16 protein-coding genes are annotated in these 13,067 nt (G+C 64.3%); 9 read left to right on the top strand and 7 right to left on the bottom strand.

Annotation, left to right across the window (positions count from 1 at the left end; genetic code table 11):
- A partial coding sequence (locus CWO91_RS21040) for an HRDC domain-containing protein (protein ID WP_208753054.1) occupies positions 1–252 on the top strand: 252 nt, incomplete at its 5' end.
- A 215-nt stretch (positions 253–467) separates the two neighbouring features.
- On the opposite strand, the gene CWO91_RS21035 is transcribed toward CWO91_RS21040, so the two are convergent.
- Positions 468–1,481, bottom strand: a complete 1,014-nt coding sequence (locus CWO91_RS21035) for a 1-aminocyclopropane-1-carboxylate deaminase (protein ID WP_130215907.1) — start codon at positions 1,479–1,481, stop codon at positions 468–470.
- Between the two features lie 162 nt (positions 1,482–1,643).
- Here CWO91_RS21035 and CWO91_RS21030 point away from each other — a divergent pair, with 162 nt between their 5' ends.
- The 3 genes from CWO91_RS21030 (at position 1,644) to CWO91_RS21020 (ending at position 3,118) form a co-directional block, all read left to right on the top strand.
- Positions 1,644–2,108, top strand: a complete 465-nt coding sequence (locus CWO91_RS21030; RefSeq protein WP_091893785.1) for an Lrp/AsnC family transcriptional regulator — start codon at positions 1,644–1,646, stop codon at positions 2,106–2,108.
- Positions 2,109–2,190: 82 nt separating this feature from the next.
- Positions 2,191–2,751, top strand: a complete 561-nt coding sequence (locus CWO91_RS21025; protein WP_130215895.1) for a carboxymuconolactone decarboxylase family protein — start codon at positions 2,191–2,193, stop codon at positions 2,749–2,751.
- Between the two features lie 118 nt (positions 2,752–2,869).
- A complete protein-coding gene (locus CWO91_RS21020) occupies positions 2,870–3,118 on the top strand; it encodes a hypothetical protein (RefSeq protein WP_091893781.1) in 249 nt (82 codons plus the stop codon).
- 39 nt (positions 3,119–3,157) lie between these two features.
- On the opposite strand, the gene CWO91_RS21015 is transcribed toward CWO91_RS21020, so the two are convergent.
- The gene (locus CWO91_RS21015; protein WP_130215893.1) at positions 3,158–4,093 is read right to left on the bottom strand and encodes an alpha/beta hydrolase; all 936 of its coding nucleotides are present in this window, start codon (positions 4,091–4,093) and stop codon (positions 3,158–3,160) included.
- A 119-nt stretch (positions 4,094–4,212) separates the two neighbouring features.
- On the opposite strand from CWO91_RS21015, the gene CWO91_RS21010 reads away from it, so the two are divergent.
- Positions 4,213–5,100 (top strand): branched-chain amino acid aminotransferase, encoded by an 888-nt coding sequence (locus CWO91_RS21010; protein ID WP_130215891.1) that lies wholly within the window; start codon positions 4,213–4,215, stop codon positions 5,098–5,100.
- Between the two features lie 152 nt (positions 5,101–5,252).
- Here the strand turns inward: CWO91_RS21010 and CWO91_RS21005 are convergent, their stop codons facing one another.
- The gene (locus CWO91_RS21005) at positions 5,253–5,873 is read right to left on the bottom strand and encodes a class I SAM-dependent methyltransferase (RefSeq protein ID WP_130215889.1); all 621 of its coding nucleotides are present in this window, start codon (positions 5,871–5,873) and stop codon (positions 5,253–5,255) included.
- A gap of 43 nt (positions 5,874–5,916) precedes the next feature.
- Positions 5,917–6,507: a polyhydroxyalkanoate synthesis repressor PhaR gene (phaR, locus tag CWO91_RS21000; protein WP_130215887.1), complete on the bottom strand. Its 591-nt coding sequence runs from the start codon at positions 6,505–6,507 to the stop codon at positions 5,917–5,919.
- 303 nt (positions 6,508–6,810) lie between these two features.
- On the opposite strand from phaR, the gene CWO91_RS20995 reads away from it, so the two are divergent.
- From CWO91_RS20995 to yddG, 3 genes are all read left to right on the top strand, one after another.
- Positions 6,811–7,989, top strand: coding sequence for an acetyl-CoA C-acetyltransferase (locus tag CWO91_RS20995; RefSeq protein WP_130215885.1), 1,179 nt, complete (start codon positions 6,811–6,813; stop codon positions 7,987–7,989).
- A gap of 243 nt (positions 7,990–8,232) precedes the next feature.
- Entirely contained in the window at positions 8,233–8,958 is a 726-nt protein-coding gene (phbB, locus tag CWO91_RS20990; RefSeq protein WP_130215883.1) for an acetoacetyl-CoA reductase, read from the top strand.
- A 169-nt stretch (positions 8,959–9,127) separates the two neighbouring features.
- A complete protein-coding gene (gene yddG, locus CWO91_RS20985; protein WP_130215881.1) occupies positions 9,128–9,997 on the top strand; it encodes an aromatic amino acid exporter YddG in 870 nt (289 codons plus the stop codon).
- 136 nt (positions 9,998–10,133) lie between these two features.
- Here the strand turns inward: yddG and CWO91_RS20980 are convergent, their stop codons facing one another.
- Both CWO91_RS20980 and gloB read right to left on the bottom strand, forming a co-directional pair.
- On the bottom strand, positions 10,134–10,556 hold the full coding sequence (locus tag CWO91_RS20980) for a cupin domain-containing protein (protein ID WP_130215879.1): 423 nt from the start codon (positions 10,554–10,556) through the stop codon (positions 10,134–10,136).
- Between the two features lie 23 nt (positions 10,557–10,579).
- Positions 10,580–11,347 (bottom strand): hydroxyacylglutathione hydrolase, encoded by a 768-nt coding sequence (gene gloB / locus CWO91_RS20975; RefSeq protein WP_130215877.1) that lies wholly within the window; start codon positions 11,345–11,347, stop codon positions 10,580–10,582.
- Between the two features lie 108 nt (positions 11,348–11,455).
- On the opposite strand from gloB, the gene CWO91_RS20970 reads away from it, so the two are divergent.
- Positions 11,456–12,202, top strand: a complete 747-nt coding sequence (locus CWO91_RS20970) for a class I SAM-dependent methyltransferase (protein ID WP_130215875.1) — start codon at positions 11,456–11,458, stop codon at positions 12,200–12,202.
- A 54-nt stretch (positions 12,203–12,256) separates the two neighbouring features.
- Here CWO91_RS20970 and CWO91_RS20965 read toward each other — a convergent pair whose 3' ends face one another.
- The gene (locus CWO91_RS20965; protein ID WP_130215873.1) at positions 12,257–13,036 is read right to left on the bottom strand and encodes a DUF4167 domain-containing protein; all 780 of its coding nucleotides are present in this window, start codon (positions 13,034–13,036) and stop codon (positions 12,257–12,259) included.
- Positions 13,037–13,067: the final 31 nt, after the last annotated feature.

The following is a 13,067-nucleotide window of genomic DNA, read 5'->3' as shown; positions in this document are numbered from 1 at the left end:
CTCGCGCCCGCGGCGAGCGCGCCGCAAGGCGATGTCGATCCCGAATTGCGCGCGCGGCTGCGCTCCTGGCGTTCCGACGTCGCCCGCGAGCGCGGCGTGCCCGCCTATGTCGTGCTGCACGATGCCACCATCGACGGCATCGTCCGGGCTTGGCCGACGACGCTCGACGAACTGCGCAACGTGCCGGGTATCGGCGACAAGAAGCTCGAGCATTACGGCGACGAGCTGCTGCAGATCATCAGGACGAGGTAGGGCAACGCAGCGTTTGTTGTCGCACTCAACTCCTTCCCACGTCATCCCGGACAAGCGTAAGCGCAGATCCGGGATCCATAACCACAGGAAGAAGTTATTGCGGCAGGCTGGTAACAACGAGTCTTCGCCAAACGCGATCCTGTGGCTATGGGTCCCGGATCTGCGCTTACGCTTGTCCGGGACGACAACTGTGTATGAGGCGAGAGCTGAGTGCCTCACCCATTCCGGAACGCATATGCATATCCGTTCAGCGCGGGTGCGCCGCCGAGATGGGCGTAGAGGATCTTCGCGCCCTTCTCGAAATAGCCTTTCTTCGCAAGATCGATCAGACCCTGCATCGACTTGCCCTCGTAGACGGGGTCGGTGATCATGCCTTCGAGACGTGCGGTAAGGCGGATCGCTTCCTTGGTCTCTTCCGACGGCACGCCATAGGCGGGATAGGCATAGTCCTCGATCAGCACGACGTCATCGGTGACGAGCTCCTTGCCGAGCTCGACGAGCTTGGCGGTATTCTGCGCGATCTCGAGCACCTGGGCCTTCGTCTGGCTAGGGGTGAACGATGCATCGATGCCGATCACCTTGCGCTCGCGGCCGTCGGCGGCGAAGCCGACCAGCATGCCGGCATGGGTCGAGCCGGTGACGGTGCAGACGACGATGTAGTCGAACTTGAAGCCGAGCTCTTTCTCCTGCTTGCGGACTTCCTCGGCGAAGCCGACATAGCCGAGGCCGCCGAATTTGTGCACGGAGGCGCCGGCGGGAATCGCGTAAGGCTTGCCGCCCGCCGCCTTCACTTCCTCGATTGCCTGCTCCCAGCTCTTGCGGATGCCGATGTCGAAGCCGTCGTCGACCAGGCGCACGTCGGCGCCCATGATGCGCGAGAGCATGATGTTGCCGACGCGGTCATAGACCGCGTCCTCGTGCGGCACCCAGGCTTCCTGCACCAGGCGGCACTTCATGCCGAGCTTGGCGGCGACCGCCGCGATCATGCGGGTGTGGTTGGACTGCACGCCGCCGATCGACACCAGCGTGTCGGCGTTGGAGGCGATCGCGTCCGGAATGATGTATTCGAGCTTGCGCAGCTTGTTGCCGCCATAGGCAAGGCCGGAATTGCAGTCCTCACGCTTGGCATAGACCTCGACTTGGCCGCCGAGATGTTTTGACAGCCGCTCCAGCTTCTCGATCGGCGTCGGGCCGAAGGTGAGCGGGTAGCGCGCGAATTTTTCCAGCATCATGGGTCATCCCGATTGGCGTTGAGCTGGCCGCAGCAACTAGCACCTGCGGCAGGAAATGTGCTCTCAAATACGGCGGCAATATTGCGGTATAGCTTGCGTAACTTACGCATATCTCATCTAATCATTTCAGAATTTCGCTTGGAAATGAAAGTTTCTTCCATGTCTGCCCGGCTCGACCGTATCGACCTTAAGATATTGCGATTGCTGCAGAATAACGGTCGACTCAGCAACGCCGAGCTGGCCGAAACCGTCGCGATCAGCCCCGCCACCTGCCATCGCCGCACCCAGCGCCTGTTCGAGGATGGCTTCATTGCGACTGTGCGCGCCATGGTGGCGCCGAAGAAGGTGGCGAAGGGCACGCTGGTGATGGTCGGCGTCGTGCTCGACCGCTCGACCCCGGAGAGTTTTGCCACTTTCGAGCAGGCGATCGCAAAATTGAAGTTCGTGCTCGACTGCCACCTCGTCGCCGGCGATTTCGACTATTTCCTCAAGATCCGCGTCGGCGACATGGAGGATTTCAACCGCATCCATGGCGAGCAGCTGATCGCGCTGCCCGGCGTGCGCCAGACCCGCACTTTCTTCGTGATGAAGGAGGTCGTCGACAACGCGCCGCTGGAGTTTTGAGCGCGCCCGTCACGGCAACTTCACTTGCCCTGCGCCTGCATGCAGGCGAGCCTCGCATCTTCTCAACGAGGAGATCCCCGCCGTGCGCCTTCCCATTCTCGATCCCAAGGATCTGACCGACGAACAGAAGCCGCTCTATGACGACATGCGAGCCGGCATCAAGGACCACTTCAAGGGTTTTGTGAACATGCGCGGCGATGGCGCGCTGCTCGGGCCCTGGAATCCCTGGATTCGCGAGCCACGCTTCGGCAAGCCGGTGTGGGAGCTGGTCAAGGCGATCGCGTCGAACCCGCTGCTGCCGGCGCCGGTGCGCGAGGTCGCCATCCTCGTCACCGGCTCGCATTTCCGTTCCGGCTACGAGCTCTACGCCCATGTGCTGGTCGCCGAGCAGCGCGGCCTGTCCGACGAGAAGCTCGCGACCATCGTCGCCGGACAGCGGCCGGTCGATCTCACCAGGCAGGAGGCCGTCGCCTATGACGTGGCGTCCGCGCTGGTCGGTGGCGGCGTTCTGCCGGAATTGACCTGGCGCGCCGCCGTGAAGGAGTTTGGCGAGCACGGCGCGGCCGAACTCTCCTACCTCGTCGGCGTTTACTGCATGGTCTCGGTCACGCTCAACACGTTCGACGTGCCGGTGCCGGACTAGCTTGCCACATTTGCGCTTCTGGACCGGGCGGAAGCGGAGCGCTACCTTGTCGCACGCATTCGCCGCTCATGATTGCAAGCGCAAGAGAAACAGGACAGGGCAACAGGAAATGACAGCCATGAAAACGTCACGCCGCATCTTGCTCACTGGACTGGCGGGGCTCGTCGTCGCTCCGACCGCAGCGGTAGCTGCCGCGCCGCAGCTTGCCATGGACGACGCCACCGTTGCCGAAGAGCGCTTTGCGCGCATGATTGCAGCAGCTCATGCGCCTGACCTTGCTTGTGCGCGCCAGGCCGAGCGTTATGCGGACGCGCATTGGCCTGAATACGTGACCGCGGCGCGCGCGGTGATCGGCGCAAGGGTGTGATGCTGCTTTCTTCGTCCACAACGGGGTGAGGGAAAGACCTCACCTCGCAACCGCGCGCCTGACCTGCTCGCCGATCTGCGATAGCACGAGCTGCGCCTGCGGCAGGATCGCGCCCATGGCGTGGAAATTGTGGACCATGCCGTCGTGGCAGACATGCTCGACGACGACGCCCGCGGCGAGCAGCTTGCGGGCATAGGCATTGCCTTCGTCGCGCATCGGATCGAACTCGGCGGTGTGGATGATCGCCGTCGGCAGGCCTGTGAGCTGCGTCGCGCGCAGGGGCGAGACGCGGGGGTCGGCGGCATCCAGGCCGACCGGCAGATAGTCGGCGAGATCGGCTTCGATCGTGGCGCGATCGATCAGATGACCCTCGGCGAATTCCTCGCGCGAGGGCGAGGTCTCTTCGAAATCCAGTACCGGGCAGATCAGGCATTGCGCGACGATGCAGAGGCCTGCGTTCTGAACCGCCTCCTGGCACACGATCGCAGCCAGCGTGGCGCCGGCAGAATCGCCGCCGACCACCAGCCGTTCGGCATCGATGCCGAGTGTTGGTGCTTCGCGCGCGACCCATTCGGTGGCGGCGATCGCATCGTCGACGGCGGCGGGAAATTTGTCCTCGGGCGCGAGCCGGTAGTCGACCGAGACGAGGCGGCAGCCGGTCGCGTGCGCCAGCGCCGCCGCGATGCGGTCATGCGTGGCAATGCTGCCGGCGACGAGGCCGCCGCCGTGAAAGAACACGAAGCCCGGCGCGCGTTCACCGGCGCTTGCGGGCGCATAGAGGCGATAGGGCAGCTCGCCGCCGGGGCCGGGCAGCCTGCCGTCGGACGTCGTCACATCCGGCGCATCGGCGCGCGCGAACTGCATCAGCTTGGCCAATGACTGCCGCCGTGCCTCTACGCTCGGCCGGCTTCGTGCCTGCGGCGCGGCGGCAGCCATCATGGTCAACAAGCGCTTTGCGAGCGGATCGAGCGGCATGATCTTTCGTTCTCCGGCAAGAGGAGAGGGTAACTCACCATCTTCCCGCAGGGAATCATTTAGAAATTGCGACCAATAGTGGCGCTATAGTGCGGCATCACGCCAAGGGGAGGCCGGTCATGGCCGAGATCAAGAAGCCCATCGAATATTCGCCGAGCTGGACCTTCTTCGAGGGCAAATGGCATGACGGCAATGTGCCGATCATGGGCCCGCGCACGCATGCGGCCTGGCTCGGCTCGATCGTGTTCGACGGTGCGCGCGCGTTCGAGGGTGTGGCGCCCGATCTCGACCGCCACGTCGCTCGCGCCAATCAATCCGCGGTCAACTTTGGCCTCAAGCCGGTGGTCGACACCGACACCTGGCTCACGCTCGCGCGCGAGGGCATCGCGCGCTTCGCGGCCAATGCCGAACTCTACATCCGTCCGATGTATTGGGCGCAGAACGGCTCGGGCGGCGGCGTGCTGTTCGACCCCGAGACCACCATTTGGTGCCTGTGCATCTACGAGGCGCCGATGCCAAAACCCGTCGGCAACGCCATCACGCTGTCGCCGTTCCGCAGGCCTACCGCCGAATGCGCGCCGGTCGAGGCCAAGGCCGCCTGCCTCTATCCGAACAATTCGCGCGCGTTGGCGGAAGCCGCCTCGCGCGGCTTTCAGAACGCGTTGATGCTCGACATGCTCGGCAACGTCGCCGAGTTCGGCAATTCCAACGTGTTCATGGCCAAGGACGGCGTGGTCTACACGCCGGTGCCCAACGGCACCTTCCTCAACGGCATCACGCGCCAGCGCGTCATCAGCCTGCTTCGCGGCGACGGCATCACCGTGGTCGAGAAGACGCTGCGCTATGCCGATTTCCTCGCCGCCGACGAGATCTTCTCCAGCGGCAATTTCGCCAAGGTCGCGCCCGTGATCCGCATCGACGAGCGTGAGCTGAAGCCGGGTCCGTTCTACACCCGGGCGCGAAAACTCTATTGGGATTTTGCGCATGCGGTGAAGCTGGCGGCTTGAGCTAGCTGCTTCCGCGAACTCCGTCATTGCGAGCGCAGCGAAGCAATCCAGAATCTTTCCGCGGACGCAGTCTGGATTGCTTCGCTGCGCTCGCAATGACGAATTGCGGAAGCACCGCGAAGCTACGGGCCGGAGTGCGCGCGGGCCACAGGTTAAGCAGCCCGCCTCCTGAACCGGCTGAACTGAAACGCCTGCGTCGAATCCCACGGCGTGTGGTGCGTCTCGCGGCGCGTTTCGATCAGCTCGAACTCCGCCCCCAACTCCGCCAACAGGCTCGCGCTGTCATGGCGCTGCACCGGCAGGCCGCTGCATTTCTCCGGGCCGTCGGGCGCGAACGTCGCGATGATGACGTGACCGCCGGGCGCAACTGCCGACCGCAGGCGCTCGACATACGCAGCCCTGTCGCGGGGATCGGTCAGGAAGTGAAACGCCGCACGATCGTGCCATAGATCGTATGTCTTTGCCGGGCGCCATGTCGTGGCGTCGGCGACGATCCAGTCGACCCTTGAAGCGGCTGCGCCGAGTCGCTTCTTCGCTACGTCAAGCGCGTTGGCAGAGAGATCCAGCACGGCGACATCGCGATATCCGTCCTGCAGGAGGGCGTCGACCAGCCGCGATGCGCCGCCGCCGATATCGATGATGGCTGCGCCATGATCGGGATTGGCCGCGTGAATCATCGCGAGCGAGGTCGTCGGGCTGTTCTGAAACCAACTGACCTCGGCTTCGCCCTTGGTGGCGTAGACGTTGTCCCAATGCACGCTTCGATCGGACATGGCGCGTCCTCCGGCTCGCGGAAGGCCGGCTCAAAAGCAAGATCTACTCGTCCTTCTTCGACATCTGCTCGAGGCGTTCCTGCATTTCCTTCATCTGCTGGCGCAGATCGTCGATGTTGCTGTCCTTCGGCGTCTCGGCATTGGCATCGGGCTCCGGCTCCGGGCTGGCCGCCGGGCGCGGCGCGGCGAAGGGCTTGAACATCGAGAAGGTTTGCTGGAACAGCTCCATGTTGCGGCGGACCTGCTCCTCGAGCGGAGCAAAGGGTGTGCCGGACAGCGTGTTGGCGATCTGCTTGCGGAATTTCTCCTGCTCCTGGGTCAGAGTCGCGATCGACTGTTCCAGATATTTCGGCACCACCATCTGCATGCTGTCGCCATAGAAGCGGATGAGCTGGCGCAGGAAGGTGGTCGGGAGCAGGTTCTGGCCGGCCTTGTTCTCCTGCTCGAAGATGATCTGGGCGAGCACGGAGCGGGTGATGTCGTCGCCGGTTTTGGCGTCGTAGACCAGGAAATCTTCGCCGTCCTTGACCATGGCGGCGAGGTCCTCGAGCGTCACATAAGTGCTCGTTCCGGTATTATAGAGCCGGCGGTTCGCGTATTTCTTGATGGTGGTGGGTTGGTCTGATTTCGCCATGGGCTCTCACTTGCAAGCGCGGAGAACGGGAACCCGACGGGCAATGCCGCAGGGCGGGAAGAGTACGCAACGCAACAAAATAAGCATTTTCAAAGGGGTCACGCTACCGTTTTGTGCGCCACGGTTAATCGGGCAGCAAAAACGTGCTTGCGAAAGCGCCAAGAACACTATTTTGAATGCGCTGCGGCATGAATTCGGTCTCCGGCCGATTGACATGCCGCAACGACGTTAACAGGATGCCGTCCGAGACTGGCGAGCCTTTTCCCAGCCCCGTCTGCCCCCAATCAACCTCAGGAGATGCCCATGTCAGACGATGTCGTCATCGTCAGCGCCGCCCGCACCCCGGTCGGAAGCTTCAACGGAGCGTTCGCGACCCTTCCCGCCCATGACCTCGGCGCCATCGCCATCAAGGCGGCGCTGGAGCGCGGTGGCATCGAGCCCGGCCGCGTCTCGGAAGTCATCATGGGTCAGATTCTGACCGCCGCTCAGGGCCAGAACCCGGCCCGCCAAGCCTCGATCGGCGCTGGCATTCCGGTGGAGAGCCCGGCCTGGGGCGTCAACCAGCTCTGCGGCTCCGGCCTGCGCACGGTCGCGCTCGGCTACCAGGCGCTGCTCAATGGCGATTCCGAGATCGTGGTCGCCGGCGGCCAGGAGTCCATGAGCATGGCCCCGCACGCCCAGCATCTGCGCGGCGGTGTCAAGATGGGCGGTCTCGAACTGGTCGACACCATGATCAAGGACGGCCTGTGGGATGCCTTCAACGGCTATCACATGGGCAACACCGCTGAGAACGTCGCGCGGCAGTGGCAGATCACCCGCGCCCAGCAGGACGAGTTCGCGGTCGCCTCGCAGCAGAAGGCGGAGGCCGCGCAGAAGGCCGGCAGGTTCAACGACGAGATCGTTCCCGTCACCATCAAGACCCGCAAGGGCGACGTCGTCGTCAGCGCCGACGAATATCCCCGCCATGGCGCGACGCTCGACTCGATGGCCAAGCTCAAGCCCGCTTTCGAGAAGGACGGCACGGTCACCGCGGGCTCGGCTTCCGGCATCAATGACGGCGCTGCCGCCGTGGTGCTCATGACCGCGAAGCAGGCCGCCAAGGAAGGCAAGAAGCCGCTTGCGCGCATCGTGTCCTGGGCGCAGGCTGGCGTCGATCCGAAGATCATGGGCTCGGGCCCGATCCCGGCTTCGCGCGCCGCGCTGAAGAAGGCCGGCTGGAGTGTCGGCGATCTCGACCTGATCGAGGCCAACGAAGCTTTTGCGGCGCAGGCCTGCGCCGTCAACAAGGATCTCGGCTGGGACACCTCCAAGGTCAACGTCAATGGCGGCGCGATCGCGATCGGCCATCCGATCGGTGCATCCGGCGCGCGCGTGCTGGTGACGCTGCTGCATGAAATGCAGAAGCGCGATTCGAAGAAGGGCCTTGCCACGCTGTGCATCGGCGGCGGCATGGGCATCGCGATGTGTCTGGCACGTGACTGAGGAAAGCCTGACACGTAACTGACGCGTGCGCTGCACACGCGACTGAGTGCGTTGCACGCGATTAAAAAGGCGGCGGTTGCAAATCAAATATTCTTCGCAACTGCGCACGCCTCGACTAAAGAGAAACGCCCGGCTCAACGCCGGGCGTTTTGTTCTTGATGTCCGTCAAACGTCCCGCATAATCCGCAGTTAAAAAACGATCGCGTCAGAAACGTCCGAAGAGTCCAAGGGAAGGAATACGATATGGCACGTGTTGCATTGGTCACGGGTGGTACGCGGGGCATCGGTGCTGCGATCAGCAAGGCGCTGAAGGCGGCTGGCTACAAGGTTGCGGCGAGCTATGCCGGCAATGATGCTGCGGCAGAGAAGTTCAAGGCCGAGACCGGCATCGCGGTCTACAAATGGGACGTCAGCAGTTTCGACGCCTGCGCCGAGGGCGTGAAGAAGGTCGAGGCCGAGGTCGGCCCGATCGACGTGCTCGTCAACAACGCCGGCATCACCAAGGACGGCGCCTTCCACAAGATGAGCCTCGAGCAGTGGAATGCCGTGATCGGTACCAATCTCGGTTCGCTGTTCAACATGTCGCGCCAGGTCATCGAAGGCATGCGCGGGCGCAAGTTCGGCCGCATCATCAACATCTCCTCGATCAACGGACAGAAGGGCCAGTTCGGCCAGGTGAATTATTCCGCGGCGAAGGCCGGCGAGATCGGCTTCACCAAGGCCTTGGCGCTGGAGAACGCCAAAGGCGGCGTCACCGTGAACGCGATCTGCCCCGGCTACATCAACACCGAGATGGTGCAGGCGGTGCCGAAGGACGTGCTGGAAAAGTCCATCCTGCCGCTGATCCCGATCGGTCGCCTCGGCGAGCCCGAGGAGATCGCGCGCGCCGTCGTGTTCCTCGCCGCCGACGAGGCCGGCGCCATCACCGGCTCGACGCTGACCGTCAACGGCGGCCAGTACATGGTGTGATGCGTCGGCATCACGCGGACTGATATTGGCAACGTCGCCATGCCCGGGCTTGTCCGGGGCATTTGTCCATGCACTGTCATTTCGGGGCGCCGCGACAGCGGCGAACCCGGAATCTCGAGATTCCGGGTCTGGCGCTACGCGCCATCCCGGAATGACGAGGCCTTCCACAATGACTCCCCGCACCGCGACGCTGATCGGATTGACCGCGATCCTGATGTGGTCGCTGCTCTCAGTGATGACGGTGGCGACTGGAAAGATCCCGGCATTCCAGCTCGCCGCGATGACCTTCGCGATCGGCGGGCTCGTCGGCCTGCTCACCTGGATCGGCCGCCGCGAGGCGGCGAACAGCCTGCGCCAGCCGCTTGTCGTCTGGGTCGTCGGCGTCGGCGGCCTATTCGGCTATCACGCCCTTTATTTCCTCGCGCTGCGCTTTGCGCCGCCGGCTGAAGCCGGCCTCTTGAATTATCTCTGGCCACTGCTGATCGTGCTGTTCTCCTCCTTCCTGCCGGGCGAGCGGCTTGCCCTGCATCACATCATCGGCGCCGTGCTCGGTCTCGTCGGCACCGTGCTGCTGTTTGCCGGCAATACCAGCGGCTTTGCGCCGGGGGCGCTGCCGGGACTGGTCGCGGCTTTCATCGCCGCTTTCGTCTGGGCGAGTTATTCGGTGTTGTCGCGGCGATTGAAGACGGTGCCGACCGATGTGGTCGCCGGCTTCTGCCTCGCGACCGCGGCGCTCGCCGCGCTGATGCATGCCGCGCTCGAGACCACCGTCTGGCCGGAGACCACGCTGCAATGGCTTTCCGTGGTCGCGCTCGGCATCGGTCCCGTCGGTGCTGCCTTCTATGCCTGGGACATCGGCATGAAGCGCGGCGACATCCGCGTGCTCGGCGCCGCCTCCTACGCGACGCCGCTGCTCTCCACCGGCTTCCTCATCGCCGCCGGCTTTGCAACGGCCAGCGCCAACATCGCCGTCGCCGCCATCCTGATCGCCGGCGGCGGCCTGATCGCGGCGAAGGACATGGTGCTACGGAAGCGGTGATTGTCATTCCGGGGCGCGCGAAGCGCGAACCCGGAATCCATTTATCCGCGTCATTGGTGCCGAGATGGATTCTCTGATGCGCAACTGCGCATCATAGTTCGCCGCTTGCGCGGCGCCCCGGAATGACTGTGTGGAGCTACGGCTCCCAGCCCTGTGGCGCGAGCTCGAAGGTCGCGAACTCGAACGCGGGCGCGACGGTGCAGCCGACCAGGGTCCATTCGCCCGTCGTCTCCGCCATCTGCCAGGCATTCGCCGGCACGATTGCCTGCGGCCGCTGGCCGCTCACGAGGTCCGTACCGAGCTGCACCTCGTGCTGGGAGCAGCCGTTATGCGCGATGCGCAGCGTCAGCGGACTGCCGGCGTAATAGTGCCAGGTCTCCACCGCATCGATGCGATGCCAATGCGAGCGCTCGCCGCGCGCGAGCAGGAAGTAGATCGAGGTTGAGCGCGAGCGTCCATGCGCGTCGGTCGCCTGGTCGCGAAACGTCTCGCGATAGTGCCCGCCTTCGGGATGCGGTCGGAGTTCAAGGCGCGCGATGATCTCGGCTGCGGTCGGCATCGATCCCCGTCAGGACTCGTTCTTCAGGATTTGTTCTTGCGCTCGCGCAACTCGCCGAACACCGCGGCGGCATCCGCGCCCTTCATGTGCAGCCTGGCGGCGACCGAGAGTTCATCGGCGCGCAGGAATACGTTTGCACGCTTCTCGTCGCCGAGCAGTACGGGAATGGTCGGCTTGTTCTCGGCCCGCAGCTTGGCGACCTCTGCCGCGCGGGCCTGGAGCGCCGCATTGTCGGGGTCGACGGTGAGCGCGAATTTAACGTTGGATGCCGTGTATTCGTGGCCGCAATAGAGCTTGAAGTCGTCGGGCAGGGCCCGCAGCTTCAACAGCGAATCCCACATCATCGGATACGTGCCTTCGAACACGCGGCCGCAGCCGATCGAGAACAGCGTGTCGGCGGCGAACACGGTCTTCTCATTGTCGAACACGTAGGAGACGTGGTCGAGCGTGTGGCCGGGCGTCTCCACGACGCGCGCCAGCAGATTGCCGATCTTGATCACGTCGGCATTGGCGACGCGCAGGTCGACGTTGGCAATCTTCGTGGTCTTGTCATGCGGCGCGACGACGCGGCAATTGAATTTCTGCTTGAGTTCGGCGACCCCGCCGACATGATCGCCATGATGATGGGTGATCAGGATGTCGGTGAGTTGCCAGCCCTCGCGCTCCAGCGCCTTGAGGATGGGACCTGCCTCCGGCGCGTCGATCGACGCGGTCGCCTTGGTTTCCACATCGTGGATCAGATAACCGAAATTGTCGTTTAAACAGGCGAAAGTACGAATTTCGGCGGCCATGACCTCTCCATCGCGCTCAGCCCCGCCAGACAAATATGGCGTTAACGTTGCGCAGGCAATGCAATATTCCGCGCGCGGCGCCGGCCCTACGCATGTTACATTGCCGTCATGACCATCGACGTCGTCGACCTCCGCGAGTTCTATTCCCGCCGCCTCGGGATCGTGGCGCGGCAAATGATCAATCGCGGCATCCGGGAGCGCTGGCCAGGCGCCGTGGGTCAGCGCGTGCTCGGCATCGGCTATCCCACGCCCTATCTCGGACTGTTCCGCGAGGATGCCGAGCGCTGCATCGCGTTCATGCCGGCGGCCCAGGGCGTCCTGAAATGGCCGACGGGGCGGCCGGCGCTGGCCTCGCTGGTGGATGAATTCTCCTTGCCGCTACCTGACGCCGCGGTCGATCGCATTCTCATGGTCCACGCGCTGGAGATGTCGGACGATCCGGCTGCGCTGCTGCGCGAAGTATGGCGCGTGCTGGCGCCGTCCGGCCGCGTCATCGCGGTGATCCCGAATCGGCGTGGGGTGTGGACGCGCACCGACAACACGCCGTTCGGCCATGGCCGGCCCTATTCGCGCTCGCAGATCACCGAGCTGCTGCGCCAGACCTGGTTCACGCCGACGGCCTGGGGCGAGGCGCTGTTCATGCCGCCTTACGCCGGCGGCTGGGTATTGAAATCGGCGCAGATGTGGGAACGCGCCGGCGCGGCGCTGTCACTGCCCTTTGCCGGCGTGCACATCGTCGAAGCCACCAAGCAGGTCTACCGCGCGATCCCCGCCAAGCGCGAGCGGGCACGGCTGATTCCCTCATTGGCGAAGCCCGTGCTGGTGCCGTCCTCGACGACGGTGACACGGAGCTGAAAACAAATCGTCCCGGCGTGGCCGGGACGATGCGGTTCCGAAATCGGAAGAAGCTTACTCGCCGGGCGCGAGATCGTCGCTCGACGCGACCGGGGCGGCTTCGCGCTCGGGGCGCGGGCCATGCGGCCGGCGACGCCGCCGCGGATAGCGCTCGCCACCGCCGCCACCACCCTCGAAGCCACCCTGGCCGCCATTCGCGCCGACATTCGCTTGCGGCTGCGCACCGGTGATGAAGGAGGGCAGGCGATCGACGCTGCCGGCATCGGAGATGACGGGCTGCGGCTGATTCTGCGGCTGCGGCTGATATTGCGGCTGCGGACGATGCTCGCGTTCGCGGTGCTCGCGCGGCTGCTGCTGCTCGCGCTGATAGGGTGGCTGGTTGTCGCGCGGCTGGTGATCGCGCTGGTGATGATCGCGTTGGCCATCGCGGTCGCGCATGAAAGGCTGCTGCGGCGGCTGCGGGACGAAGCCCGGCTCCTGGCCGAAGGCCGAGAAATTCTCGCCATCGTCCTCGCCGTCGTCGCTGCTGGCGATGGGCTCGTCACCGCGCGGCTGCTGCTGGTTCTGGCGGAACTGCTCCTGGGCGGCCGCGATCAGGCGGAAATAATGCTCGGCATGCTGATAGTAGTTCTCGGCCGCAACGGGGTCGCCGGAGGAGCGCGCATCGCGCGCTAGCTGAAGATACTTTTCAGCGATGTGCGAAGCCGTGCCGCGGATCTTGATGTCGGGCCCGTTGGACTCGTAGACCCGGGTCATCGGGTTCTGGCCGCGCCGGTTATTGTTGTTATTGTTGTTGCGGTTGCGCATCCGCTGCTTGTTCTGACCGTTTCTCATGTCCTGCCTTTAATTCCAGCCCTAAAGGTTG

The sequence above is a fragment of the Bradyrhizobium genosp. SA-3 genome (assembly GCF_004212635.1).
In the GTDB taxonomy this organism is placed as follows: domain Bacteria; phylum Pseudomonadota; class Alphaproteobacteria; order Rhizobiales; family Xanthobacteraceae; genus Bradyrhizobium.
Note: the sequence above shows the minus strand (reverse complement) of the source record. Positions and strands in the feature narration are given on the sequence as shown.